At 62.3% G+C, this 24,956-nt stretch carries 19 protein-coding genes and 1 pseudogene; 13 read left to right on the top strand and 7 right to left on the bottom strand.

Annotated features, from left to right (window positions below; all coding sequences use genetic code 11):
- The first annotated feature begins 4 nt into the window (after positions 1 to 4).
- The 11 genes from AB1281_RS09085 (at position 5) to AB1281_RS09035 (ending at position 9,368) form a co-directional block, all read left to right on the top strand.
- A complete protein-coding gene (locus tag AB1281_RS09085; RefSeq protein ID WP_430345654.1) occupies positions 5 to 520 on the top strand; it encodes an OsmC family protein in 516 nt (171 codons plus the stop codon).
- A 126-nt stretch (positions 521 to 646) separates the two neighbouring features.
- Positions 647 to 979 (top strand): hypothetical protein, encoded by a 333-nt coding sequence (locus tag AB1281_RS09080; protein WP_134950727.1) that lies wholly within the window; start codon positions 647 to 649, stop codon positions 977 to 979.
- A gap of 367 nt (positions 980 to 1,346) precedes the next feature.
- Complete coding sequence (paoA, locus tag AB1281_RS09075) at positions 1,347 to 1,994, top strand: aldehyde dehydrogenase iron-sulfur subunit PaoA (RefSeq protein ID WP_032127303.1); 648 nt, start codon at positions 1,347 to 1,349, stop codon at positions 1,992 to 1,994.
- Positions 1,991 to 2,941, top strand: a complete 951-nt coding sequence (locus tag AB1281_RS09070; RefSeq protein WP_430345653.1) for an FAD binding domain-containing protein — start codon at positions 1,991 to 1,993, stop codon at positions 2,939 to 2,941. The genes paoA and AB1281_RS09070 overlap by 4 nt, the downstream gene beginning before the upstream one ends.
- The gene (paoC, locus tag AB1281_RS09065; protein ID WP_430345652.1) at positions 2,941 to 5,145 is read left to right on the top strand and encodes an aldehyde oxidoreductase molybdenum-binding subunit PaoC; all 2,205 of its coding nucleotides are present in this window, start codon (positions 2,941 to 2,943) and stop codon (positions 5,143 to 5,145) included. Before AB1281_RS09070 ends, paoC begins: the two co-directional genes overlap by 1 nt.
- Positions 5,146 to 5,154: 9 nt before the next feature.
- Positions 5,155 to 6,216 carry an XdhC family protein gene (locus tag AB1281_RS09060; protein WP_430345651.1) on the top strand — a complete coding sequence of 354 codons (1,062 nt, stop codon included), beginning with the start codon at positions 5,155 to 5,157 and terminating at the stop codon, positions 6,214 to 6,216.
- The gene (locus tag AB1281_RS09055; RefSeq protein WP_430345650.1) at positions 6,192 to 6,818 is read left to right on the top strand and encodes a nucleotidyltransferase family protein; all 627 of its coding nucleotides are present in this window, start codon (positions 6,192 to 6,194) and stop codon (positions 6,816 to 6,818) included. Before AB1281_RS09060 ends, AB1281_RS09055 begins: the two co-directional genes overlap by 25 nt.
- A 182-nt stretch (positions 6,819 to 7,000) precedes the next feature.
- Positions 7,001 to 7,561, top strand: coding sequence for a hypothetical protein (locus AB1281_RS09050; RefSeq protein ID WP_430345649.1), 561 nt, complete (start codon positions 7,001 to 7,003; stop codon positions 7,559 to 7,561).
- A 108-nt stretch (positions 7,562 to 7,669) separates the two neighbouring features.
- Complete coding sequence (locus AB1281_RS09045; RefSeq protein ID WP_430345648.1) at positions 7,670 to 8,023, top strand: hypothetical protein; 354 nt, start codon at positions 7,670 to 7,672, stop codon at positions 8,021 to 8,023.
- An 87-nt stretch (positions 8,024 to 8,110) separates the two neighbouring features.
- Positions 8,111 to 8,566: a hypothetical protein gene (locus tag AB1281_RS09040; RefSeq protein ID WP_430345647.1), complete on the top strand. Its 456-nt coding sequence runs from the start codon at positions 8,111 to 8,113 to the stop codon at positions 8,564 to 8,566.
- 433 nt (positions 8,567 to 8,999) lie between these two features.
- Entirely contained in the window at positions 9,000 to 9,368 is a 369-nt protein-coding gene (locus AB1281_RS09035) for a hypothetical protein (RefSeq protein ID WP_430345646.1), read from the top strand.
- Between the two features lie 47 nt (positions 9,369 to 9,415).
- On the opposite strand, the gene AB1281_RS09030 is transcribed toward AB1281_RS09035, so the two are convergent.
- From AB1281_RS09030 to AB1281_RS09020, 3 genes are all read right to left on the bottom strand, one after another.
- A complete protein-coding gene (locus AB1281_RS09030) occupies positions 9,416 to 9,886 on the bottom strand; it encodes a hypothetical protein (protein WP_430345645.1) in 471 nt (156 codons plus the stop codon).
- Complete coding sequence (locus AB1281_RS09025; RefSeq protein ID WP_430345644.1) at positions 9,887 to 10,243, bottom strand: hypothetical protein; 357 nt, start codon at positions 10,241 to 10,243, stop codon at positions 9,887 to 9,889. It lies immediately after the preceding gene.
- Positions 10,244 to 10,700: 457 nt separating this feature from the next.
- Entirely contained in the window at positions 10,701 to 11,456 is a 756-nt protein-coding gene (locus AB1281_RS09020) for a tetratricopeptide repeat protein (protein ID WP_430345643.1), read from the bottom strand.
- Positions 11,457 to 11,681: 225 nt separating this feature from the next.
- Between AB1281_RS09020 and AB1281_RS09015 the strand changes: the two genes are divergently transcribed.
- Both AB1281_RS09015 and AB1281_RS09010 read left to right on the top strand, forming a co-directional pair.
- Complete coding sequence (locus AB1281_RS09015; RefSeq protein ID WP_430345642.1) at positions 11,682 to 16,052, top strand: RHS repeat-associated core domain-containing protein; 4,371 nt, start codon at positions 11,682 to 11,684, stop codon at positions 16,050 to 16,052.
- A complete protein-coding gene (locus AB1281_RS09010; RefSeq protein ID WP_430345641.1) occupies positions 16,039 to 16,581 on the top strand; it encodes a hypothetical protein in 543 nt (180 codons plus the stop codon). Before AB1281_RS09015 ends, AB1281_RS09010 begins: the two co-directional genes overlap by 14 nt.
- A gap of 861 nt (positions 16,582 to 17,442) precedes the next feature.
- Here AB1281_RS09010 and AB1281_RS09005 read toward each other — a convergent pair.
- The 4 genes and pseudogenes from AB1281_RS09005 to AB1281_RS08990 form a co-directional block, all read right to left on the bottom strand.
- Complete coding sequence (locus tag AB1281_RS09005; RefSeq protein WP_430346984.1) at positions 17,443 to 18,330, bottom strand: RHS repeat-associated core domain-containing protein; 888 nt, start codon at positions 18,328 to 18,330, stop codon at positions 17,443 to 17,445.
- Positions 18,331 to 18,480: 150 nt separating this feature from the next.
- Positions 18,481 to 18,813 (bottom strand): annotated as a pseudogene (locus AB1281_RS09000) (integrase catalytic domain-containing protein); the annotation flags it as partial.
- A 217-nt stretch (positions 18,814 to 19,030) separates the two neighbouring features.
- Positions 19,031 to 19,471: a hypothetical protein gene (locus AB1281_RS08995; RefSeq protein ID WP_430345640.1), complete on the bottom strand. Its 441-nt coding sequence runs from the start codon at positions 19,469 to 19,471 to the stop codon at positions 19,031 to 19,033.
- Between the two features lie 8 nt (positions 19,472 to 19,479).
- Positions 19,480 to 24,933, bottom strand: a complete 5,454-nt coding sequence (locus AB1281_RS08990) for an RHS repeat-associated core domain-containing protein (protein ID WP_430345639.1) — start codon at positions 24,931 to 24,933, stop codon at positions 19,480 to 19,482.
- Positions 24,934 to 24,956 lie beyond the last annotated feature (23 nt).

Raw genomic sequence — 24,956 nt, 5'->3', positions numbered from 1 at the left:
GCCAATGACCGAGCTGAAGCCACCTTCGCCCGCCATGCTGGACCGCTACCAGGGCGACGACGTGCAGCCGCTGTACATCGGCCGCGTGCGGGTGAGCGGTGGCCAGGCCCAGCACGGGCGCGCGTCTGGCGTGGTGCGATCGGACGACGGTGCACTGGCGGTGGACCTGCGCCTGCCGCCGGAACTCGGAGGGCCTGGCGGCGGTTCGAATCCCGAGCAGCTGTTGGCCGCAAGCTACGCCGGTTGCTTCCACGGCGCCATGGCACTGGTGGCCGCGCGTGCCGGCCTGCTGCTGCACAACCCCAGCGTCGAAGTGGCGGTCACCTTCGCCCGTGATCCGGCAGATGGGCTGTACCTGCTGTCGGCCGAGATCGTGGTCCATCTTCCCGGCATGGATGCGAACCTGGCCGGCGAACTGGTGCGCAACACCGAACGTGTCTGCCCGTACGCCAAGATGTTCCATCGTGGCATCAGCCATGTGGTGCATGTGCGTGTCGGCCCGCAGGCTGCGCCTCTGTAGAGTCGAGCCATGCTCGACTATTGCCCTGACGTCCGCTTCCGGCCAACGGATGCACTCCTCATGTAAATCCGGCTAAGCTGCGGGGCGTCCACGCGTGGAAACGCCAGATCCCCTCGAGAGGCTGCCATGGAACCGCACTATCAGCTGCTGGCGAGCGTGCTCATGGGGGTGTTTGTCTTCCTGTTCTTTCTTGCACGTGACTACTTCAAGAGCCTCGGCTGGATGCTCGGCCCGTTCGACCCCAATCTGGGGTATCCCTCTGCTGCCAAGCTCATCTCAGCAGCCAACAAGACCATGCTCGTGATTGGGGCGCTCCTGTTGATCTGGGCCTTCATCGGGCCTGCTCCGTACCGCAGGAACTGGGAACTCGAGGCCATGGGCCTGGCCCTGGGGGCGTTGGCCTGCTATGTGCTGCTCATCCTTCTGGCGTCTTCCCGCAGTCGATCCACACGGCAATGAGTCCAGCATCACGCACGGCCGTGGCAGCTCGCCCGGACCACAGCGATTGCTGACCACCGACGCGGCACCGTATCCGAGCGCCGCATGATGCAGTTCCGCAGACCAGCCCACGGCGCGCTTTGGGCTTGTCTGGGCGGCTTTATCTGGGCATCAATACGCTGTCCACCAGGCGCACGTTTGCCAGAGGCGGCGTTGAAGATGACCGGCCAGCAGGCTCGGCCGATGATGCCGGCACACCCTGGACTGGCTTCACAGATCTGTACTACCCAGCCGGGCATAGTGGCCCTTGGGCAGTTTGAGCGCGTCCATCCAGCCACGGGGTTTCCCCGAACGCCAGGAGGTCACTGTGCCAAGTTGGGACGAAGGAATGAAGTTGACGCGTCGCCAGGTGATCGCCGGCGGCGCCACGACCATGGCGATGTCCGCCGCACCGGGGGCGTCATCGCTCGCCGCCGAACTGGCGGCATCCCCGCCGCCCAGGCCGCCGGTCATCAGCACGGTGGCGTTGACCGTCAACGGCACGCATCGCGAGCTCGAGCTGGACACGCGGACCACGCTGCTCGACGCCCTGCGCGAACATCTGAAGCTGACCGGCACCAAGAAGGGCTGCGACCACGGTCAGTGCGGCGCCTGTACCGTGCTGGTCAACGGTGAACGCATCAATGCCTGCCTCAGCCTGGCGGTGCAGCACCAGGGCGATGCCATCACCACCATCGAAGGCCTCGGAACCCCTGATGACCTGCATCCGATGCAGGCCGCCTTCATCAAGCATGACGGTTACCAGTGCGGGTATTGCACGCCGGGGCAGATCTGTTCGGCCGTGGCGGTACTGGACGAGATCAAGCGCGGTGTCCCCAGCCATGCGCAGGCCGATGTCAGCGCACGGCCGCAGGCCACCAACATGGAAATGCGCGAACGCATGAGCGGCAACCTCTGCCGCTGCGGCGCGTATTCCAACATTGCCGAGGCGATGCAAGAGGTCGCTGGCGCGGCCTCTGGAAGGGGGCGCTCATGAAGGTCTTCAGTTACGAGCGCGCGAAGTCTCCTGCCGAGGCCGCCAGGGCCGTCGCCGGCACCGAGGGCGCGAAGTTCCTGGCGGGAGGAACCAACCTGCTCGACCTGATGAAGCTGGAGGTCGAGACGCCCGCGCACCTGGTCGACGTGCAGGACATCGGCCTGGACAGGATCGAGCCCACCGACGACGGCGGCCTGCGCATCGGCACGCTGGTCACCAATACCGCGCTGGCCTCGCATGAGCGCGTGCGCCGCGACTACGGTGTGCTGACCCGCGCGATCGTGGCAGGCGCGTCCGGGCAGCTGCGCAACAAGGCCACCACCGGCGGCAACCTGCTGCAGCGCACGCGCTGCCCGTACTTCTACGACCCCCATCTGCCCTGCAACAAGCGCCTGCCCGGATCAGGCTGCGGCGCGCTCGAAGGGTTCTCCCGGCAGATGGGCGTGATCGGCACCTCGGACAGCTGCATCGCGACCTATCCCGGCGATATGGCGGTGGCGCTGCGCGTGCTGGACGCCTCGATACAGACCGTCAAGGGCGATGGCAGCACGCGCAGCATTCCGATTGCCGAGTTCCATCGTTCCCCGGGCGACACGCCACAGCAGGACAACGTACTGCAACGCGGTGAGCTGATCACCCACGTTACGCTGCCGGAACCGCTGGGCGGCCGGCACGTGTACCACAAGGTACGTGACCGCGCGTCCTATGCGTTCGCACTGGTGTCGGTCGCCGCGGTCGTGCAGCGTGACGGCTCGGCGCGGTTCGCGTTCGGCGGGGTCGCACCGAAGCCGTGGCGCATCGAAGCAGCCGAACCCCTGCTGCGCGACAGCGTCAAGGCTGCGACCCGGCAGGTGTTCGCCGGTGCCCGTCCAACGCAGGAGAACGCGTTCAAGATCGCGCTCGCCGAGCGCACGCTCGCAGCCGTTCTGGCCGAAGGAGAGCGCTGATGCCCCTCGAATTCAACGCCCCCGCCGGCGACAACCTGTTCGACAAGGCCAAGGTGGTCGGCAAGTCGACGCCGCGCATCGATGGCCCACGCAAGACCACTGGCACCGCTCCCTATGCCTACGAGCGCCATGACGTGGCGCCGAACCAGGTCTACGGCTATATCGTGGGCGCGGGCATCGGCAAGGGGCGCATCATCTCGATGGATGCCTCCCGCGCACGTGCCGCACCCGGCGTACTGGCGGTGATCACCGCACCGGAGACCAAACCGGTCGGCACATCCAACTGGAACAATGCGCCACTGTTCGGCGGGCCCGAGGTCGCCCATTACCACCAGGCCATTGCCTGCGTGGTGGCCGAGACCTTCGAGCAGGCCCGCGCCGCTGCGGCGTTGATCCGCACCCGCTACGAGCGCGGCAAGGGGCGCTTCGATTTCCCAGCGCTGGCGCCGTCCGCGCCGCTGGCAAAGGGGCGCGGTGGCAAGCCCGACCGGCAGACGCTCGGCGATTTCGACACCGCCTACGCGAGCGCGGCGGTCAAGCTCGACGAGACCTACCACACAGCCGACGAAAGTCATTCGATGATGGAGCCGCACGCCACCATCGCCGCCTGGGAAGGCGACACGCTCACCCTGTGGACCTCGAACCAGATGATCGACTGGGCCAGGCAGGGCATGGCCGCGATCCTCGGCATCGATGCTGGCAATGTGCGCGTGGACTCGCCCTATATCGGCGGCGGCTTCGGCGGCAAGCTGTTCATCCGCGCCGATGCAGTGCTGGCCGCACTGGCCGCCAAGCAGGTCGGGCGGCCGGTGAAGATCGCGTTGCAGCGTCCATTGATGCCCAACAACACCACGCACCGGCACGCGACCATCCAACGCGTCCGGATCGGTTGCGCGAAAGACGGCAGGATCTCCGCCATCGCCCATGAGAACTGGTCGGGCAATATCAACGGCGAGGACGGCGAGAACGGCACCCTGCAGACGCCCAAGCTTTATGCAGGCGCCAACCGCCTGGTGGCCAACTACATCGCCACGCTCGACATGCCCGAAGGCAATGCGATGCGCGCGCCGGGCGAGGCGCCGGGCCACATGGCGCTGGAAGTGGCGATGGACGAAATGGCCGAGAAGCTGGGCCTCGACCCGATCGCGTTCCGCATCCTCAACGAGCCCGAGGTCGTGCCCGGCGATCCGTCCAAGAAGTTCTCCGACCGCAACCTGGTGCGCTGCCTGCGCGAGGGCGCGGAGCGCTTCAACTGGAACAAGCGCAACGCCAAGCCGGCGCAGGTAAGGGAAGGGCACTGGCTGGTCGGCATGGGCGTGTCCGCGGGCTATCGCGGCGCACCGACGATGAAGTCGGCGGCGCGGGTCCGGCTTGACGGCCAGGGCGGGGTGATCGTGGAAACCGACATGACCGACATCGGCACCGGCTCCTACACGATCATCGCGCAGACGGCAGCCGAGACCATGGGCGTGCCGCTGGACCGGGTCCAGGTGACCCTCGGCGACTCCCGCCATCCGGCCTCCGCCGGTTCCGGCGGCCAGTGGGGTGCGGCAAGCTCCACCGCAGGCGTGTACGCGGCGTGCGTCAGCCTGCGCCGCAAGGTGGGCGAGAAACTGGGCTTCGACGGCGACACCGCAAACTTCGCCAATGGCCGTATCCAGGCGGGCGGGCGGACCATCGACCTGGCCGAAGCGGGCACACTGTCGGCAGAGGACGGCATTGCCTTCGGCAACTTCAAGCAGGGGTACGACGTCGGCACCTATGCAGCGCATTTCTGCGAGGTCGCCGTGCATGCCTACACCGGAGAGACGCGCATCCGCAGGATGCTTGCCGTATGCGATGGCGGCCGGATCCTCAACCCGCTGTCCGCACGCAGCCAGGTCATCGGCGGGATGGTGATGGGCGCAGGCGCGACCCTGATGGAGGAACTGGTGGTCGACAAGCGGCTTGGCTTGTTCGTCAACCACGACCTTGCGGGCTACGAGGTTCCCGTGCACGCCGACATTCCACACCAGCAGGTGGTCTTCCTCGACACGCTGGATCCGGTGATCTCGCCGATGAAGGCCAAGGGCGTGGGCGAGTTGGGCATCTGCGGGGTCGGGGCCGCGATTGCCAATGCGGTCTACAACGCAACCGGCGTGCGCGTGCGCAACTATCCCATCACCCTGGACAAGCTGTTGCCCGGCTTGCCCGACGTGGGCTGACCCTTGCGCATGGACCGACCCGTGGCCTCACCCGCCCTGGAGACCTGTACGGTAGAGGGAGTGGAGCCCAAGCATGCTGCGGGGCACCTGTCCGCAGCGCCGGGCTTCCTCACCAAAGGCAGCCCGCGCGGCGTGCTCGAGACGGCCTTGACGCCCGTGCGCGCGGGCGAGCACGCCGTGCTCGCGCTGGTGCTGGAAACCGATGGCTCCACCTACGCCGGTGCCGGCGACATGGTGCTGTTCTGCAACGGCAGCCAGGTCGGCTGGCTCAGCGGCGGATGCCTGGAGCCCGAGCTCGCGCGACGCGCGGAGCAGGTGAGCGCGGCAGGGCAGGTCGACTGGATCGAGATCGACACCCGCAGTGACGACGACCTGTTGAGTGGGTCCGCGCTCGGCTGCCGCGGCCGGCTTCGGATTGCACTTCTGCCGTTGCGCGCCATGACCGGTATCGACGCCGTGATCGAGGCGTGGCTGCGCGAGGGCGTGTCACTCCAGCGCGACCTTCGCACGTCGGGGCAGATCGTTTTCCGCGCCGGCCATCGCGAGCAGGCATGGCAGCTGAACCCGATGGACGGGGCGCAGCCCTTCGGAGAAGCAGCGTGGCGTTTGCCATTGCCCCGGCTTCCACGGGCCCTGGTGTTGGGCGGCGGTCCCGAAACGCCCTTCCTGGTTCCGTTGCTGCGGGGACTGGGATGGCGGGTCAGCGTAGCCGAACGACGAGCGCGCTGGTCCTCAGCGGGGCAGGGCGCGGATGCACAGCTCCAGGTGAGCCCGGCCGAGGCCCTCCACGCCGACCCGTGCGACGCGGTGCTGGTGATGCACCACGACTTCGAGCTGGACCGCGAGGCGCTGGTGGCCCTGGCCGATACCGAGGCTGCCTTCATTGGGCTGCTGGGTCCGCGGCGAAGGCGTGAGGATCTGTTCAAACTGCTGACACCGGATCAGCGCCACCGCCTGTCTTCCAGACTTCGATCACCGGTCGGCCTCAACATCGGCGGGCGGGGGCCGGAGGCGATTTCGCTCAGCATCGCGGCGCAGCTGCAGCAATGGCGAAGCACCGCCGGCACGTGACCGCCGCTCATGCAGTCGTCGTGCTTGCTGCGGGCGGGAGCACCCGGCTTGGCCAGCCCAAGCAGCTTCTGACCCGGCAGGGCGAGACCCTTGTACATCGCGTAGTGCGGTTGGCCTTGGAGCTCGCGCCAGCTCAGGTGCTGGTGGTGGTGGGCGCGAACGCACAGGCCGTGACATCCAGCATTGCCGGACTGGATGCGACTCCGGTAACCAACCACCACTGGGAAAGCGGCCTGGCCGGCAGCCTGCAGGTTGCTGGCACACACTTGCTGCCCGCGGTGGCCGCCGTGATGGTCGTGGCATGCGATCAACCCGCGATCGAGCGCGCCCATCTGCAGGCGTTGCTTTCGGGGGCCAGCGCCTCTGCGTCAGGATGCGCTGGCACCCGTCACGGAAACGCCCTTGGCGTTCCTGCAGTGGTGCCGCGCGCATGGTTCAATCAGGTGGGTGCAAGCGGTGACCGCGGCTTCGGAGCGCGCCTGCGGCAACTTCCTGTCGATACGGTGCATGTCCTACAGGCACCGGAACTGGGCCTGGATATCGATACGCCAGAAGATCTCGCGCGTGCGCGCCTTGCGGGCTGGATCGATGCCGGGAGGTGAGTCGCATGATCACTGGACCAATGCCCGTCGCGCAGGTGACTAGCGACGACGATTACACGGCAAGGCCGTATGCCGCCCCAAACCAAGCTCGGCTACGATGCACCTCGGCGAGGTGACGCCCGCCGATCGCCAGGGAGTGCTGAACGCCCTAGGATGCAACTGCGACTGTGGAGGCTGATATCATGCGTTCGATCCTTAAGTTGCTTGCCATGTCGATAGGCCTGTTTATTTCTTTCTCGGCCTGCACGACGGATTTTCCTGGGCGAGACCTAGATCCAATAGTATCCGACCTTGTCAAAAGATTGGCGGGGACGCAGAAGCAGCGCCAGGCTGCTGTTGATCAGATCGAGTTGCTGGGGGGAGGTGCAATCCCTTACCTTGTTGGGCATCTTGAAGATAATCGACCACTCGCCTCTCCAGGCCTCGTAATGACGAATAGAGATCCCTCTGGATTTGAAAGTCATCGCGAATACACCCCGGAGACCGTTCACGATGTAATTTCAGCAATACTCAATGAGACTACTGGCCAGAGTTTTGTGTTTGTATATAACGGCGGCACAGCAATAGAGCGGAAAAATAACGCATCTCAGTGGGTGCTTTGGTGTCAAAAATCCTTTCCAGATATGCGAGATATTTGCGCAAAAAGCGACCCGCCCCCGAAAAAGCCGAGCCAGGGCAAAGTCGAGACTTTGCCTCGCGCGGGCTCCGTGGATCGCAAGGAATCAGGCCTCGGCATTCACTAGCGGGTTGCTCGATGGAAGGGATGCACGAGGCGTAGCCCATGCAGTCGCGACAAGGGGTTTTTATCGGGGGGGGGGTACACACAGCCACCTCACAACTGGCAAGCGGTGGTGACCGAGCTTCGCGAATTCCCGCGCGTCCAGCGTGAGCGGCGCCTCAAGTACGTCAGCCAGCTGCGCACGAACATGATTGAGCGCATGGGCATGATGTATGGCGGCCTGCAGCGGCTTGGACCGTTTCCGCTGTTGATTGCCCTTTACCTGCAGTTCCGCGGATGGAAATGGGGCGACTGGGCAGGCGCTTTCGATGTTGGCCTACTGGGCACACTGCTGATCTTCGCCATGGTGCTGCTGTACCTGTTGGGCTGGATGCTGATCGGCATTCGCACCAGGCTGGATACCTACGTTGCCCTGCTTGAGGGCTCCATCCACGAACCCGAGGCCTCGCACCCGGCTCTTTTGTAGAGTCAAGGCATGCTCGACAGAACACCCGAAGGGGAAAGGACAACAGCAATCCTGGGGCGTGAATCTCATGACCGAGGGCGGCGTCAAATGACCATATTCAAGAAAACCGGTCTTCTCCTGTGCCTGGCGGGCGCCGGGTTGGTTAATGCGCAGGTGCCCCCTCAACCGGACGGGCCGAAAGTTGAGCTTGACGGCTCGATCGCAACGGATAGTGGCGCGGAGCTTGACGACAAGCAGCTACTTGCGTTGATTGGGCGCGCAGATGCAGGCGATGCTGAGGCGGCGTTTCGGATTTCACGCCACTTTGAGGACAACGGCACGATTGAGAACTCCCATATGTGGCTCGTCTATGCCGCAGCACTGGGACACCCGATTGCACAGTACAACGTGTTCTTCATGTTGAGGGACAAACAGGACTGTGAGTCATCTAGTGAGGCATTCGCATGGCTCAAGAGTGCCGCGCTGAAGGGCGTGAGGGACGCGGATTCCGAGCTTGAGCAAGCGGCTCGCATGGCGGCTCAGCGATGTGCCAGCAAACGATAGGAAGAGAGACGCCGTCTTCCTACGTGGGATGCGAGCTTGGCGGCTCAGTCAGGCTCTACGTGATTGGGTTGCAGGCGGGGAAAGGGTCCGGGTGTCCTTGAGATGAGTAGATACAAGAGATTTCTTCGGGCTTACTACATCATGTTCTTCTGGGCACTCAGGCTGGTTGCCTGCCTTGGGGCTGCCGTGAATTCAGTACTCCTTGTTTTCGTGCTCATTGATCTTGCTGATGGCGGGCGAGACTATGGGTTTGCGGGCTTGGCATTTGTGGCTTTCTCTCTTTGCATAGCATTTGCCATGTGGAAAGTCGGGTCTGTCGGCCTGCTTCGTCTCCGGGAAGCGAAGGCTTCATAGGTTTTGCCAGATCGTACGGTGCTGGAACGAAATCTACCGGCAGGGCGACATCAGGCAGCTACGGAGGGAGGGACATATCATGAATGGATTGATTCGAAAGGGCTGTGGCCTGGCTGTCGCGGTCGGACTCGGAGTGGCGCTGTTCCCGCCTGTTGCGCTGGGGTCAGAAGCAACTCAGATCTCAGGGTCGATTGTGATTTCTGCCTTTTCCAAGGCCTATCAGGACTTTGGCCGCAGGCTGAAGGCACAAGCACATGGCACTACTGGGCTGGATCGCCACTTGGCGGATATTGATAACTACAAGGCAATCGTCTACCTGGAGGGTTCAAGTGTGGTTGTGCAGCTCATGCCACTTCCCTATGAGGGCTCCAATATTCGCGGAGGAGGCGGGAAGTACATCGTCGAGGGCGGTCCCGATGGCGAAATGACTTTCGAGCCTTACCGCTAGCCGAGGGGGCATCAACCCACGCCCTTGTAGCGTCGAGCCAGGCTCGACTACTGCATGCCACATCGCATCCTGTCAGGCACCTCGCCCGCGAACACCTGCAGCACCCAATCCAACAGAACAGGTTCCGGCACGCCAGCCAGCACCTGCTCCAAGTGGCCCAACGGTTGCAGCTGCCATTGAAGCAACGTACCAAGCTGCAGAACGGCGGGCGCCCGCTGCTCCGCGTCCAATGAGACCCGCAGCAGCAGATGTTGCGAGCGTCTCTCCAGCCACAGCACGGGTACGCCTCGGCAATGAACCTGGAACTCGGTATCTCGATGCCGCTCGACGAACTGGAAGCCCTGTCGTGGCCGAGACTCCACGAACTGCATCGCCTGGCGGCGCAGCTGTGAGAGTCGATCGTCGTTGATGCTTTGGAACCCGATAGGCGAGGGCACCGGTGGCGCGGGCCACTTCGCCTGTGCCGCAACCACCGCGACGAGACAGAGCGCGGTGGCCGCCCAGCGATGCCGGGTCACTCAGCCGTCCGGGCGTACCCGTGTACTGGCGTGTGCCGCGAGGCCAAGCCCAGCCATGATCAGCCCTTCCATGACGCGCGGGCCGACGTATTGCTCCAGTTCGCCGTTCTCGCGGGCACGCTGTGCGGCCAGCAGGATCTCCAGCACCACCCGAAGGCCGGCCAAGGAGTAATCGGTGTCCGCCAGGGCGATGCGTCTGCCCGGCATCTGATGGCGCTCAGGCCAAGGCTGACCGTCGGAGGCGGCGCCGGCGCCGATGCTGTGCAGCAGGGCGATGAGCGTGTTCGGATCCAACGCTGGGCCGTTGGCGGGCACGTCGTGGATCGGGTGCGGGGCAGGGGAGTGGGGCTGGGTCATGGCTGGGCTCCTTGCGTGCATGCAGAAGCCGCCACCGATAAAGGTGGCGGACGATGCGTGGTTCGAAACCCCGTGTGTGGATGACCGGGCAGGCGCAAGGCCTCCACGCACCGCCCGCCATAGCCGACTGACGGATTGCCAGCCGGCACCGCGCGAAGCAGTGCCGGCTGGCAAGTGCGAGCAACATCCACACAACCGGGGTTTCGAATCCCGACCACCGATGCACGGTGGCAGGGCAAGGAATACGCGGACCTATGCGTGATGCCAATGCAGTAGGGCTGATGACGTCACTACTTTCAACATTTTCAGAATCGTTGCATACGACGCAACCAAGCTGGAGCCTTGCGCTGCAACTCTATCGGCGATGTCGGTGGTGCAAGCCTAGCGAGTGTCGGCATCTGCCCGGCGAGGCTGTGAGCGAGGCAGATGCGACAGGATTGCCAACGGCTGCCAGGCGTCAGTAGCCCTTCAACGCGGCCTTGGTCCGCTCCAACCAGACGGCATTGTGGCTGCGCGCGTGGCGCGACCAGTGCTGGGCATCGTCGATGATGCTGGCGAACAGGCTGCGGGCTTGCTCGCGGTCGGCGGGCTGCGGTTGCGCCATCAGCCACTCGGCGTACAGGAAGCGGGCGGCCGCATCGTTTCCGCATTCCACAGCGCGCTCGAACGCGGCGCGGGTGCCGGGCGCCTGAGAGGCTGCAAGTGCCTGCGCGTAAAGCAGGGTCTGTTCTGGCTTGCGGCGCACGTCGGGGTGGCGGGCAAACAGGCCGTCCAGCGTCTCAACCGCAAGCGCGGGATGCCCGGACTCGAGGCGGGCACGCGCCAGGCCGGTCAGGATGTGGGGATCGTCGCCCAACGGCGAGCTGGCCGCCTGCTCAAGCAGGGTTCTGGCTTCCTCCGCCTGGCCGGCATCCAGCAGCGTCATGCCCAGGCGAACACGATTCTGCACGGTGGGCGTGCGCGCAAGTTCGGCGCGAGCGTTGCGCAGGTCCTGGCCCGGGTCCATGAGCTGCTTGGCGGAACGGACGACCTGCCGGGCGCCACGCGAGTGACGGACTTCCGGGAAGTAGATCGCCAGGAAGTAGACGACGCTGCCGAGCAGCGGGAACGAGAAGAGCAGGATGAGCCAGTAGAGGCTCTGGCCTGAGCGGATGGCGTGCACCGCGAAGTAGATGGCTGCCAGTACGTGGAGTCCGATTCCGATATAGGGCATGTGTGCCGTCTCGTCCTTGTGAGGGCTGGCACTATAGTGGGCGAAGGGCGGCGTGAAAACGGGTAATCACCCGAATGACCCTCACATGACCATAACGTATGACCGCCCGGAGCAAACTAGACTCGGCCGCACTCACTGGCTGCTGATGCGGCGGTGACCGACGCCGGAAGGATGCCGCGTTGATGCGGGTTCGGCCGCTTTAATGGATTGCCGGGAGACCACAGGATGGGTCGAATTGCATGGATGGGTGTCTTCGCTTGCTTGGCCGCAGGACCGGCATGGGCTGAAGTTCCCACCGAATGTGTGGAGCTGTACCAGGAGGCAGGCGCGAGCCCCGGGTCACAATCATGCTGGGATGATGCGTCAAACGCCCTGTTCGGTCTCGGGACCTACCACTGCGAAAACCCGCGGATCGTCGACGAGTACTGCGGCGGCGTGGTGCTGCCGCCTTGGGATCCTGGCAAGAACAACCAGTGCGACGTGACCACCGGCTCCACGCAGGTGGGTAATCCGATCAATGCACTGCTGGGCATCAAGGTTCAGACCGAGACGGATGTGTCGGACGCGTCTGGCCACCTATCGTTGCAACGTCATTACAACAGCCTGTCCATCGACAGCAATCCCGGCATCGAGCTGGGGCCGCGCTGGCGTCACAGCTTCCAGATTTCGCTGGCCACTGCCGACGAGGGGGCAGTACTGGTGCGCCGGCTGAACCTGCCCAGCGGCGACAGCTATCGCTTTGTCGGCCAAGACCAGGATGTCTGGTTACCCGACGCGGACGTGCGTGAGCGCTTGAAGGTGGTGAAACAGAATGGCGCGCAAACCGGATGGGAGGTCACTGGTGACGACGATATCCGTTACCAGTTCAATCTCGATGGCAAGTTGGTACGCATAAGCTATGTTGACGGCGATGTGCTGAGCCTGCGCTACACCTCGGCCGGCGCATTGCGGGACGTCACCGATAGGCGAGGGCGCCGCTTGAGCATGAGTTACTCCTCCGGCCGCCTGAGTACGGTAACTCGTCCAGATGGGCGCACCGTCAAGTACATCTACACCCAGCAGAACCTCAGCCGGGTGAGGTATGACACCACGGAAGGAGCAAGCGCGACGTTCTCCACCGTCGGCTATGCCTACACTGACAGCGACGACCCCCTGCTGTTGACGGGAATCGTGGATGAAACCGGCCAGACCTTTGCGAATTGGGAGTACGACACCCAGGGTCGCGCCGTTGCAAGCTGGCATGGCGGCTTGGACAGCCCGATCGATCGGGTGTCAGTGTCCTATGGCTCACAACAATCACAGGTTACCAATGCGCTGGGCAACACCACCACCTATGCCTACACTCTTGCCCTGGGCCGCACCAAGCAAACGTCGATTGACCAGCTATGCAGTCAGTGCGGCGGCTCGCAGATCAGCCAGCGCAGCTACGACGCCAATGGCTATCCCGACGTCCTGACGGACTTCAACGGGGTTACCACCGACGAGGACTATGATGCCCGGGGCCTGCTGACCCAGCAGATCAGCGCCTCCAACGACACCCAAGGCTACAGGCGCACCATACAGACTGACTGGCACCCCCAGTTCCGGGTGCCCATCGAGCGCCGCATCTACGATGCAGCGAACGTGCAGGTCGAACGCTGGACATGGGCATACAACGCCCGCGGGCAAGCAGTAGGCGCAACGTCGCACGATCCCGCTTCCAGCTTGGCTCGGACCACCACCACGACCTATTGCGAGCAGGCCGACGTCAACGCGGGAAACTGCCCATTCGTGGGCTTGCTGACTTCGATCAAAGGCCCCCGCGGCGATGTTGCGGAGCTTACGACCTATCAATATTACGCCTCCGATGACGCGGCCTGTTCCGGCACCCCCACCACTTGCTCGCATAGGAAGGGGGATCTATGGAAGATCAGCAATGCACTGGGGCACATCACCGAGTACTTGGCCTACGACGGTGCAGGCCGAGTACTCTCGATGCGAGACGCCAACGGCGTAGTCACCGATTACGGTTATCACCCACGTGGCTGGCTCACCACCCGCATCGTTCGAGGACCTGATGAATCGAGCCAGGCCGATGATCAGATCACTCGCTTTGAATATTGGCCCAACGGCCTCGTCAAGCAGGCGACCCAACCAGACGGCGCCTTTGTTGTGTTCACCTATGATGCGGCCAAGCGGCTTACAAGCATTGCCGACAATGCCGGCAACACGCGGCAGTACACCCTCGACAATGCGGGCAATCGGGTGACAGAGGACACGCTCGATGCCAGCGGCGCACTCACACACACACTTTCGCGCATCTACGACCAGCTCGGCCAGCTGACAACAATGGCTACCTCCAGCGGTGACCCCACCGACATTGGCTACGATGCCAATGGCAACGCCACCCAGGTTACCGATGCGCTCGGTCGAAGAACCCAGCTCGGGTATGATCCGCTCAATCGCCTGGCCAGCACATTGCAGGATGTCGATGGCGTGGCAGCGGAGATCCGCAGCCAGTACAACGCGCTGGACCAGGTCACCCAGGTCACCGACCCGAAGGGCCTGCATACCACCTACGCCTACAACAGTTTCGGTGACCTGACTGGACAGGTCAGCCCGGACACTGGCGCCAGCAGCTTCACCGTGGATGCCGCCGGCAACCGCAAGACGGCCACCGATGCGCGTGGCGTCACCGCCACCTATCACTACGATGCACTCAACCGCCTGATCGGCATCGCCTACCCGGACCCCAATCTGGACGTGGGCTACAGCTACGACGTGGCGCCTGCCGCGTGTACCGCCGACGAGCGCTTTGCCAAGGGGCGCCTGGGGCAGGTGCTGCACGCCAATGGCAGCACCCAGTACTGCCATGACCGCTTCGGCCAGGTCACCCGTAAAGTGCAGACGATCAATGGTGTCGCCAGCACGCTGCGCTACGCCTACAGCAAGTCGAGCCGTCTGACTGCGTTGACCTACCCCGATGGCAGCGTGGCCGACTACGTGCGCGATACCCAAGGGCGCATCAGCCAGATCGGACTGACCCGGCCCGGCCAGGCCCGCCAGATCGTGGTGAACAGCGTGACCTACGCGGCCTTCGGCCCGGCGACGGGCTGGACTTATGGCAATGGCCGCCAGCTGCAGCGTCCGCTGGACCTGGACTATCGCCCGCAGGCGGTGCACGACCCGGCCGCGGGCGGCCTGTCGCTGGGCTATGGCTATGACCCGGTCGGTTCGATCACCGAGCTGAAGAACGGCACAGGCTCGACGGTGCTGGCCAATTACGCCTACGACGCGCTGGGTCGCCTGACCCAGACCCAGGACGGCGCGACCGGCACGCCGATTGAAAGCTATGCGTATGACGCCACCGGCAATCGGACCGCGCTGACCACCTCGGCAGGCACCGCCAGCTACACCTATCCCGCAACCAGCCACCGCCTGACTGCGGTGGACGGCGAAGCGCGCAACCATGACGCGGCGGGCAACACCACCAGCATCGGCGGCAAGACGCTCACCTACAACGATGCCAACCGCATGAACGCGGTGAAGCAGGGCAATGCCGTGCTGGAAAGCTACGGTTACAACCATCGCGGCGAGCGCGTGCTGCGTACTCCAGCCGGTGGCGCAGCTCAGATCACGCTGTACGATGAGGCCGGGCAATGGCTGGGCAACTATTCGGCCACGGGCCAGGCGCAGCAGCAGGCCATCTGGCTGGACAACTACCCGATGGCACTGATCAATGTGCCAAGCACAGGTGTGCCGGAGTTGGCCTACATCCAGCCGGACCATCTGGGTACGCCGCGTGTGGTGATCGACCCGGCGCGCGATGTGGCGATCTGGGAGTGGAGCAACAAGAGCGAGGCGTTCGGTAACCAGATTCCGAGCGCAGATCCGGATGGCGATGGTGTAGCGTTCGGGCTTGCGCTGCGCTTCCCAGGCCAGCAGGCGACGGATGCGAGTGGGTTGTTCTACAACTACCAGCGCGAGTATGACCCGGCGGTGGGGCGGTATTCGCAGAGTGATCCGATTGGGCTGATGGGGGGGATCTCCAGCTACGGCTACGTAAACTTAAGTCCTATCGGAATCAGCGATCCATTGGGACTTTTCGAAGCAGCGGATTTGCCTAATTTGCCGGATTGGCTGGTTGACGGAGCAGCGGGTTTGGGTGACGGTATCAGTGGAGGCCTGACCTCCGACTTCAGGGACTGGGCAGGCATCGGCAGCGTGAACAAGTGCTCGAGCAGCTATCGAGGTTCCGAGTGGGCAGGAATTGCTGCGGGATTAGTAGTGCCGGTGGGACGCGTCAGCTATGTATATAAGGTTGGTCAGCTTCCGAGGGCAGGCTTGTCTTTGGAACAGACAGTGGCGGCGAGAAATGCTCTGAAGTCCTACTATCGTGGCCGCCCACTGGATACTCTTTTGCCGAAGATCAGTAACAGGTTCGGCTATCCCGGAGCACAGGAAATACTGGCGAAGAATGGGGGCGACGCTGCCCGAGCCATTGCGCGATCTGGGAACACAAGTTTTCCGTGGACGCTCGGCTTGGTTGGTGCTGGTTCGGCCAAGGCGGCAAACAGCGCTGTCACTGCAGCGGGGAGGGAATGTGACTGCAATTAAAATGGTGGAAGGCTCTCTCGATAGCGAGTTCTATCTTATTGACTATCAAAGCGTCGGGAAAAGGCGCGTAGCGAAGATCAATGAAGATGGCGTTCTTGTGGTATCCGAGTCCGCCTCTTCTTCGGGGGCGCTTCCTCTACGAGGCGTTGTAGGGGAGGGGAGGTCTGGGTCGATGTACGTGCCAATGGCATTCCTCTCGTGGCATCTGGATGCTTCGCATGGGACGCCAGATTATTCCCGTAGCCTTGTATTGATGATCGACGGAAAGTTGATGGGAGATGGCTTCTCGGTGCCAGTGATTTCTTGGTCGAAGCGATGCTTATCGAGAGAGTTTGATGTACACCTTGAGGATGGCTGGAGCTTCAGAACAAAGTATACGGCACCATTCATTAGGGAATTCTTTATGCAGATGAATGTTGGTGGGACTTTGGACGCGCAGCCCGTGGATTTCATCGAGCAAATAATAACGGTCGTTGCGGAATTGAGGCCTGATTGGATCGCGGGGTTTGCGAATCAAAATATCTCTTAAGTGAAGTGCTCGACCTGGCGCATGGGTCACCTGGCTCTTAATGCCAAAGGCGATTGGCTACGTTGTCGGGAGGGATAGATCGTGGCACTCGGAAGACCTTCTTTGTGTAGAGGTTCCTCCCGTATCGTACTGCTCATAGGACGATACGCCGTCAAGTTCCCCCGCGTGTCCCGTCTGCGTCGGGTCACACAAGGACTACGCTGCAATCAAGCCGAGGTCGATGCTTGGAAGGAACAGCGCTACCCGAACCTTTGTCCCATACTGTGGTCGTCACCTGGGCCATTACTGGTTGTAATGCCTCGCGCACGCAGTATGTCGGACAATGAATTCGACGCATGGTTCGAATCAGACGATTGGCCGCACTTTGTTGGAGACGCCACGCCCTACGAGTTGAAGAGTGCTGATGCAGGCGTTCTTCCGGATGGACGGCGCGTGATGGTCGACTACGGCCTAGCTGGTTACCGATGAATCGGGGTGTAGGGGCAGCGCCCCTGCGGGGGGCGCTTTACACGCGCTGGCGGGGCCTCGGCCCACGGCTCATGTAGACAACATTGGACGCCCCAGCGCCGGAACTGGGGGCGCCCACGCGGAACCGCCGTTCTCGGCGAATTCTGAGCGCTTCGGCTAGGTAGATAACACTAGATTTCGCCGTAGTTGACGCCTTCCGGGCAGTTGCAGCCCGGGGAGCCGCCTCAGCCATCATCAGCCGCCATTCGCGTGCAATGTTGCAGGTCAGGGACCACCAGGCCATATCACGCTCGATACATAATTTCGCATAATGTATATTATGTTCTTAGGCTGCAGGCGTGGCTGGCACAGCGCTTGCCCAGCCCCCGGCTCCTACGTTGGCATGGAGCCTGATCAATGCGTGCTCGAAAACTGACCGGCCCTTGGGTCGGTTTTTCGTTTAAGGGCGGCCGACTGGTCACCCCGAGGGACGCGAGCTACTGCCGGAATCTGGCGTGGCTTTCGCTGACAGCTGCCCAAGCCCACGAATGGCGCCGAGCTCCGAATTTCCATGCAGCGCGAAACCTGCGAGCTTCCTGGATCCGACACCATGCCAGCTCCAGGCATGAATACACCGACGACGAATAGAGACGCCGCCGCAGTCTTCTGCTCGGACGTCGCACATGGATCCATCAAGATGCGGCCGGTATCGATCGCATCATGTATTGACAGCGCAATCTCCACACCAGCCCAAATCAATGGCAGCAGGGCAAACCACGCAATGTGCCCAGAAGGATCGCTGTAGCTGATCGGGTTGCCTAGAGCGTAGGCGTAGAAGTTCACATCGCCTGACGCGAAGCCATAGGAATCTTCACTGATGAACCGGCCCATGTCCGGGCTGTAGTAGCGCGCCCGATAGTAGTAGAGCCCGCTTTCGTCCTGTTCCCGCCCTGTGTAGCGGTAGGGGTTGGTGGCGCTTCCTGCAGAAGCCTGCAACTGACCATAGGGCGTGTAGTCGTAGCGTTGCAGCAGCTCACCGGCCCCATTGGTCAGGCCACGCGTACTGCCCAGATGGTCGGTCAGATAGTACGCCCGGCCGCCTGAGTCGTTGCGGGCGAAGCGCTGATCGACTCCAAGACCCGTCAGTATCGGGTTGACCTGGCTTCCGACAGTCTCCTGTACGGCATTCTGACCGTCATACAGGTAATGAGTGGTGGTACTTCCTTCGGTACGAACGACGCGCCGGCCCAGCGGGTCATAGCCGAATGTGGCCAGAGTGCTGGCCCCTTCCCGTATTTCCACGAGTTGGTTGCGCACGTTCCACACGTAGCTGCGGACGCCATCGCTTGTGAGATTGCCGTTGTCGTCGTAGCTCAGCGTGCGGCCATTGTGCGTCAGCTGGCGGTTGGCATCATCGAAGCTGCTCGCGCCCGTATCTGCCACGCCAAGCCTGTGAGCTGGTTGCTTCGGCTTGCCGGGCTCGATCAGGCGCAGGGCAATTTCCTTCTCGTGAGCCCACGCCACCCTCGCTTTGCCGCAAAACTCCTTGCCGTTGTCTGTCGTGATCACTTGCGGCAAACCGCGCTCAACGGACAATCTGTCCAGCACACTGGCAACCCCCTGCCCGGAAATGACCCGTTCCACCTCGATGGCCACCGCCTCGTGGGGGGCGCCGTTCTCGAACACCTGCTCGGCCAGCAGCTTCTTCAGGCGTGTGTTCTCGGCCTCCAGGTCCTTGAGCCGCTTGGCGTCGGGCACGCTCATGCCACCGAACTTGCTGGGCCACGCGCTACTCAATCTCGGAGGGGGAGCGCAGCTCGGCATAGAGCGGGGAGCAGCCCTCCCCTACCCTCAATATATCTTCCCAATCGTTCGCCCTGGGCGACACCCTCTTCCAGCCAGAGCAGACTACTGAGAGCCAAAGCTCTGGTCGGCCGCCCGGGCAGAACCAGCGAAAACTCTGCCAGAGCAGTAATGGCGCGAGGGAAGACACACCGCGCGACTACGACCCCTCACCTGGATCGTACTGCCACGCGCCCGACGTCTGGCCGTCATATCGGCTTTCGATGTCCTTCAGCCAAATCTCCAGGTCGCCAATAAAACGAATCTTATCGAAATCTTTGAACTTCACTTTGTTGAGCTGTTCCGAAAGCTGCTCAAGTAGCTCCCGGGAAACGTATCGCATCTTTTCCTTCATCGAAAGCGGGACGATGGTCGGCAAGTCCAGCATGACATCGGTATAAAACTCTGCCTTCTTCCTGCGGAATTGCACTCTACGGCTAAGGTTCAGTTCGGGGTCTTGACACAGCAGGAGCAATGCCACGCTCGTCACCTCGTCGCCATAGGACCGAGCGTCGAATTCTGAAGCATTGTCTACGTAGTAGTACAGGATCCTGTCTATTCGCGATTGCCAATCGTAGTCGGCCGTGAAATCCAGCTTCATTGAAACCCCTATCTTCTTACTTTATTCCCTGGAGGGAGCTGACCTGTCTGCGAGAGGAAGTTGTCAATTTTCATCTGCTCTAGAGTCAGCGCCTCTGCTTTTGTCCCGACAAACTCTTTCCTCAACTCGACTCCGCCCGTGCCGATTCCACTCAAATATTTCTGCGAGTATCGCTTGTCCGCATTCTGGGTTGTACCAAATTTCCACAATTCGCCCCTGGATAGCCAAACTTGAGCGGTGGGGTTTTTACTTCCTCTGGTCATCACAGGATACCAGCCGTCGGCCCTGGCCCGGAGAGCATACTGATAGACCTTCTTTGATCCCGCGCCGTATCCACCTCCAGGAGCGACGAGCCCGATACCGAATCCTACGGCGGCGATCACCTTTGCTTCGGTGGTCTCGCAGGGGTCGAGCAGGGTCCTTCCGGTGTCATAGGCGTCGTATACGGACAGGGCAATCTCTATCCCAGCCCAGATCAGCGGCAGCACAACAAACCACGCGATGTGTCCTGAAGGATCGTTGTAATTGACCGGGTTGCCTAGAGCGTAGGCGTAGAAATTCGCGTCGCCAGACGCGAAGCCATAGGAATCTTCACTGATGAACCGGCCCATGTCCGGGCTGTAGTACCGCGCCCGGTAGTAGTAGAGCCCGCTTTCGTCCTGTTCCCGCCCTGTGTAGCGGTAGGGGTTGGTGGTGCTCCCTGCTGCAGAAGCCTGCAACTGCCCATAGGGCGTGTAGTCGTAGCGTTGCAGCAGCTCGCCGGCCCCATTGGTCAGGCCACGCGTACTGCCCAGATGGTCGGTCAGATAGTACGCCCGGCCGCCTGATTCGTTGCGGGCGAAGCGCTGATCAACTCCAAGACCCGTCAGTATCGGGTTGACCGTGCTTCCGACAGTCTCCTGTACGGCATTCTGACCGTCATACAGGTATTGAGTGGTGGTACTTCCTTCGGTACGAACGACGCGTCGGCCCAGCGGGTCATAGCCGAATGTGGCCAGAGTGCTGGCCCCCTCCCGTATCTCCACCAGTTGGTTGCGCACGTTCCACATGTAGCTGCGGACGCCATCGCTTGTGAGATTGCCGTTGTCGTCGTAGCTCAGCGTGCGGCCATTGTGCGTCAGCTGGCGGTTGGCATCATCGAAGCTGCTCGCGCCCGTAGTCGCGGCAGGCAGGATCTGACTGGCAAAACTACCGCTTTGGCTGATGATCTGGCCGTTGCTGTCATATCCGAAGCCTAGGGTGCCGATCGCTTGTTGACCAGGCTTCTGCCACGCCAAGCCTGTGAGCTGGTTGCCGGCGTCATAGCTATGCGCGACTTCGATGCCGTTGGGTAGCGTCAGGTTGCTCAGGCGGTCAGCACCGTCATAGGTGAACTGAACCGATTCCATGCCCTGATCAAGCTGACGAAGGCGGTCAGCCGCGTCATAGGCGTAGCTGACTTTGGCCTGTGCCGCCGCGCGCATTTCCGTGCGTCGGCCTACGGCGTCGTGGGCATATCCCACTGATCCCTGCGGGCTGGACTCGGCGATCAGCGCGTCAGATTCATCGTAGTCCCAGCTCAGTGCACCAACTGCACCGGTATCAGTGAGTGTGCGGATTCGATTTCCGGCATCGTAGGAATAAGTAGCTGTGGACCCGTCTGGGAAGGTGGTTGTCTTCGGTCGTCCCAGCACGTCATACGTGTTGGTGACGCTGCGCTGCATCCGATCGGTGTAGCTGGTGACGCGATCGGACAGGTCATAGGTCCACTGCTCCACCTTGCCCGAGGCATCCGTTCGCGTCAGCAGGCGATCGCGACCGTCATAGGTGTAGGTGATGCCGTTGCCATTGGGCAGCAGCACAGCATCAACATTTCCGTTGGCGTCGTAGCCGTACTCAACCCCTGCTCCATGCGCATCCAGCAGCTTCCTGACACGCCCCATGATGTCGTACTCGCGGCGCACGACATTGCCTTGCGGGTCTTCGGTCGCGATCAAACGGCCCAGAGAATCAAAGCGATAGCTGGTACGTCGGCCTAGGGGATCGGTGACACCGACAAGATCGTACCCGTCGTAATGGAGCTGCAGGGTCCTTTGCAGCGGGTCGGTGGCGCTTACCATCTGGCCTGCTGCGTTGCAGCGGTAAGTCGCAGTACGGTTGAGTGGATCGGTTACCGAACTGAGGCAACGGTTCTGGTAGCCCAGCTTAGTCACGCGGTTCAATGGATCAGTGATGGTCGTCAAATCACCATCAGCGTTGTACGCCATGCTGACCGTACGCGCCTTGCTGGTGCCAGCCAGCGCGGTGATCTGCGTGGTTTGGCCATCGTTGTTGTAGACGTACTCCGTCTTCCGCCCCAACGGATCTGTGCTACGAACCAACTGACCATTGCTGTTGCGCTCGTAGGTGAAGGTCTGCGCATCGGCGGTCCCATAGGCAATCGTTTCCGATACCGGGTACGGTGTCCCCTGGGCGAATACGATCCTGCGCTTGCTGCCGTCAACCTCGGTAACCAGGGTGCCGCTCACACCATTGTCGACATGCGCGTAGTCCACGCTGATCTCGCCGCCATCGGCCTGGATCTGCTTGATCACCCGACCAGTCGAAACACCGTTGACCACCTCGAACTGATTCAGTAGCAGGCGATGCCCGCGCTGGTTGGTGATCGATTCAATGCGGTGCTGTACGACACTCCCGTTCTGAATGCGGGTCTGGAAGGTGTATTGACGGGAGGTGGCATCTGGATAGGTTGCCCTTGAGAGCAGCCCATTGCTGTCGTAGGTATAAGACCATTCCCTACCGGTGTGGTCCCGCAGTGATTTGATGCGATTGCTGCCGTCGTAGGCAATGGTGACGGAACGCCCGCTGGGCGAGATGATTTCCGACACCAGGCCTGCGTTGTAGAGAAGGGACGTCCGATTACCGTGGCGGTCCTCAATCCAGCGCACACGGATGTCGTTCCAGCTTGAGAACTGCATGCGCGAGCCATCACGAAGCGTAAGCAGGAACGCGCGTCCCCAAGGCTGGGTAGGGTCTGAATCGTAGACCGTCTTTATCAATGCGCCGGCGAAGCGGGTATTGGAGCCGGCTTGGCGCCACTCTCCCTGATTGCCGGTGCCGGAGATTCTATCGAACCGAAGTGCCGAGCCATTGGGCTGTACCAACTCCAGCACGTCGTAGTTGGCAGTATTGGGACGATTGAGGGTGTAGCCCCAGTTCCACGACATGCCGATACCGAAGACGCCGCGTTTGAGGTCGTTTGGCCGGTAATTGCGCCCTACAGTGATGGGCACGACATCATCGATGGCTACATCGGTTTCCGCGTGTGTGAACTCACCGGTCTTCAGGTCAATGGGGTCGCCCGCCACGGCCGCGTCACCACTACAGCCACATTCACCGGAGTTGTCGGGGGCCAGTCCAAGCTCGCTGGCTCCGTTGCCACCCGGGACGCTGTACATGCCCCCCATCGTCTCGTGCAGGGCGACGCCCTGTTCGGGCACAAAGTGGCGCCCGTCCTTGGAGACCGTGCCGCGCCCATACACCCGCCAGCCATCCGTGGGATCGTAGATCCAGAAGTCAGCCTCGGTGCCCTTCTTGTAGCCGTCGTAGTTCGGGTAATAGACGCGGATGCCATTGCGGGCATTGGGATCCAGGCCGCGCACCTGGGCGGCACCGGGCTCCACCGTGAACGCCATGGGGTGGTTTTCCATCACCGGGAATGGCGCCCTGTTTACCGGCGTCGGAACGATGGCGATCTCGTTGACCAGTCGCCCCTTGCGGTCATGGATGACCGTGCCTTTGGGGATGTGCAGCTCCAGCCCAGGGATGTCTGGATGGCTGACAATCAGGTCCTGCTTCAGCGGTGAGGCAATTCGCACCTTGTCGCGTGCACTGATCTTGGGTAGATGCATCAGGTAGGGCAGCTCGTTCAGCTGCCCAGCCTTGACCTCTACGCCAACTACGAACTGCCCATACTGATCATCACCGACATTGGCGGTGCTTCCGTCAACGTACAATTCCTGATGGCCCTTGGGCAGGTCAAACAACGCGAACCAGCCGTCAGCATTGGTTCGGGTCGAGATGCTGCCGACACTGACCTCCACGTTTGCAACCGGCATCTGGTCCACTCGGACCACCCGGCCGCGCAGCGCGGTCACCTTGTAGCGTGCTGCCATCGCGGCTGAGTACGCGGCAGGCTCAACACGCTTGTCCCCGCCATAGATCCGCCAGCGGTTATCAGTGTTGTCGCGCCCCGGATACCAGACGCCGCTCTCGACCACGCCATGTGCGCGGCAAGGCCGGTAGCCGTTGGCCGCCTGCTCGCAGCTGGCCTGGTTCCCCGCCTGACCAGTAGTGACCCGCTCACCTGCTGGCTCCGCATCGGCATCGCCCGGATCAACCGTACCTCCTGAGGCATCGAGGGCAGCAGTTCCAAAATCGAGCGCCACCAACGGCTGCGCCTTGCCCTCCGTAGTACGCACGCCATCGATCATCAAGGTGTAGTGTGAAGCGGGGAACAGCGACCGCTTCGGTGACACAAACAGGAGCCGGCCACCTTCGACCGGCATCACCTCGATGGGGGTAGATCCGCCAGGACCAATCAAAGTGACCGACGTCGCGGAGAAGTCGGCCATGTTGATGGGCTGGGTGAAGCGCACTGACAATCGCTCTGAGGGCAATACGTCCCTGCTGCCTTGGGTGGGAATCGATCCCCCCAGCCCCGCCTGCTGACGATCCTGATGTGCAAGCGCATTGGAGAATCGCCCATCCTGCTGGCTGTAGATCAATTCAGCATTCTGCTGAGTGCCACGTCGATCAACGCCACCGGCGAGGCGCACCCGACCATCACTCAGCAACAGCGCTGCGTGCCCACGGCGCGCGATGCTGGTTTCATCGCTGAGAGCGAGCGTACGGTTGCTGCGCTCGTTCCACAATTCGGCAGGCATCCCCTCAACACCGGTATCTCCGCCGGCGAACAGCACGCTGCCGTCTGTAAGCACCGTCGCCGTGTGACCTGCGCGTGGCGACAGCGTCAGCTCATCAGCTGGCGCGAGCTCATCCTTTGCGGGGTCATACCAGAGCCCGTCACGGTGCAGGGTTCCATTCTTGTCGGCCCCTCCCCAGACAAGAACCCGACCGCTGGGAAGCAGCGTCAGGCTCGGGTTGAGCCGCGCTGCCGGCAGGACAGTGACTTTGGCGGCTCCAGTCGGACCGCCCTCCCCCTTCTGAAGCCGGGTTCCAGCAGCGTTCAACGTCAACCAACGTCCATCATTGAGCTGTGTTCGCTGCTCCCGTCCCGGCAACGGCTGCCATACATCACTGGCACTTGTGTCCGCCGCACGGGCCTGCGCGGGGGGAAGGAGACCTGCATCAAGATGCCAGAGCGAACTAGCCATTGACAGTGCACCCAGCAGCAACCCAGTGACGAACACCTTGGGTCGACCAGTCTTGACTGCCCAGAACTTGGAGATTCCATTCTTCATAGTCGTTGATCTCTTCGCTGCTA

Origin of the sequence: Stenotrophomonas sp. NRRL B-14846 (genome assembly GCF_050473585.1) — a bacterium.
GTDB lineage: Bacteria > Pseudomonadota > Gammaproteobacteria > Xanthomonadales > Xanthomonadaceae > Stenotrophomonas.
Note: the sequence above shows the minus strand (reverse complement) of the source record. Positions and strands in the feature narration are given on the sequence as shown.

What these genes read in the sequence shown, in the direction of transcription:
- AB1281_RS09085 (WP_430345654.1), top strand. Translation starts at nt 5, where the DNA reads ATGACCGAGCTGAAGCCACCTTCGCCCGCCATGCTGGACCGCTACCAG.
- AB1281_RS09080 (WP_134950727.1), top strand. Translation starts at nt 647, where the DNA reads ATGGAACCGCACTATCAGCTGCTGGCGAGCGTGCTCATGGGGGTGTTT.
- paoA (WP_032127303.1), top strand. Translation starts at nt 1,347, where the DNA reads ATGAAGTTGACGCGTCGCCAGGTGATCGCCGGCGGCGCCACGACCATG.
- AB1281_RS09070 (WP_430345653.1), top strand. Translation starts at nt 1,991, where the DNA reads ATGAAGGTCTTCAGTTACGAGCGCGCGAAGTCTCCTGCCGAGGCCGCC.
- paoC (WP_430345652.1), top strand. Translation starts at nt 2,941, where the DNA reads ATGCCCCTCGAATTCAACGCCCCCGCCGGCGACAACCTGTTCGACAAG.
- AB1281_RS09060 (WP_430345651.1), top strand. Translation starts at nt 5,155, where the DNA reads ATGGACCGACCCGTGGCCTCACCCGCCCTGGAGACCTGTACGGTAGAG.
- AB1281_RS09055 (WP_430345650.1), top strand. Translation starts at nt 6,192, where the DNA reads ATGGCGAAGCACCGCCGGCACGTGACCGCCGCTCATGCAGTCGTCGTG.
- AB1281_RS09050 (WP_430345649.1), top strand. Translation starts at nt 7,001, where the DNA reads ATGCGTTCGATCCTTAAGTTGCTTGCCATGTCGATAGGCCTGTTTATT.
- AB1281_RS09040 (WP_430345647.1), top strand. Translation starts at nt 8,111, where the DNA reads ATGACCATATTCAAGAAAACCGGTCTTCTCCTGTGCCTGGCGGGCGCC.
- AB1281_RS09035 (WP_430345646.1), top strand. Translation starts at nt 9,000, where the DNA reads ATGAATGGATTGATTCGAAAGGGCTGTGGCCTGGCTGTCGCGGTCGGA.
- AB1281_RS09025 (WP_430345644.1), bottom strand. Translation starts at nt 10,243, where the DNA reads ATGACCCAGCCCCACTCCCCTGCCCCGCACCCGATCCACGACGTGCCC.
- AB1281_RS09020 (WP_430345643.1), bottom strand. Translation starts at nt 11,456, where the DNA reads ATGCCCTATATCGGAATCGGACTCCACGTACTGGCAGCCATCTACTTC.
- AB1281_RS09015 (WP_430345642.1), top strand. Translation starts at nt 11,682, where the DNA reads ATGGGTCGAATTGCATGGATGGGTGTCTTCGCTTGCTTGGCCGCAGGA.
- AB1281_RS08995 (WP_430345640.1), bottom strand. Translation starts at nt 19,471, where the DNA reads ATGAAGCTGGATTTCACGGCCGACTACGATTGGCAATCGCGAATAGAC.
- AB1281_RS08990 (WP_430345639.1), bottom strand. Translation starts at nt 24,933, where the DNA reads ATGAAGAATGGAATCTCCAAGTTCTGGGCAGTCAAGACTGGTCGACCC.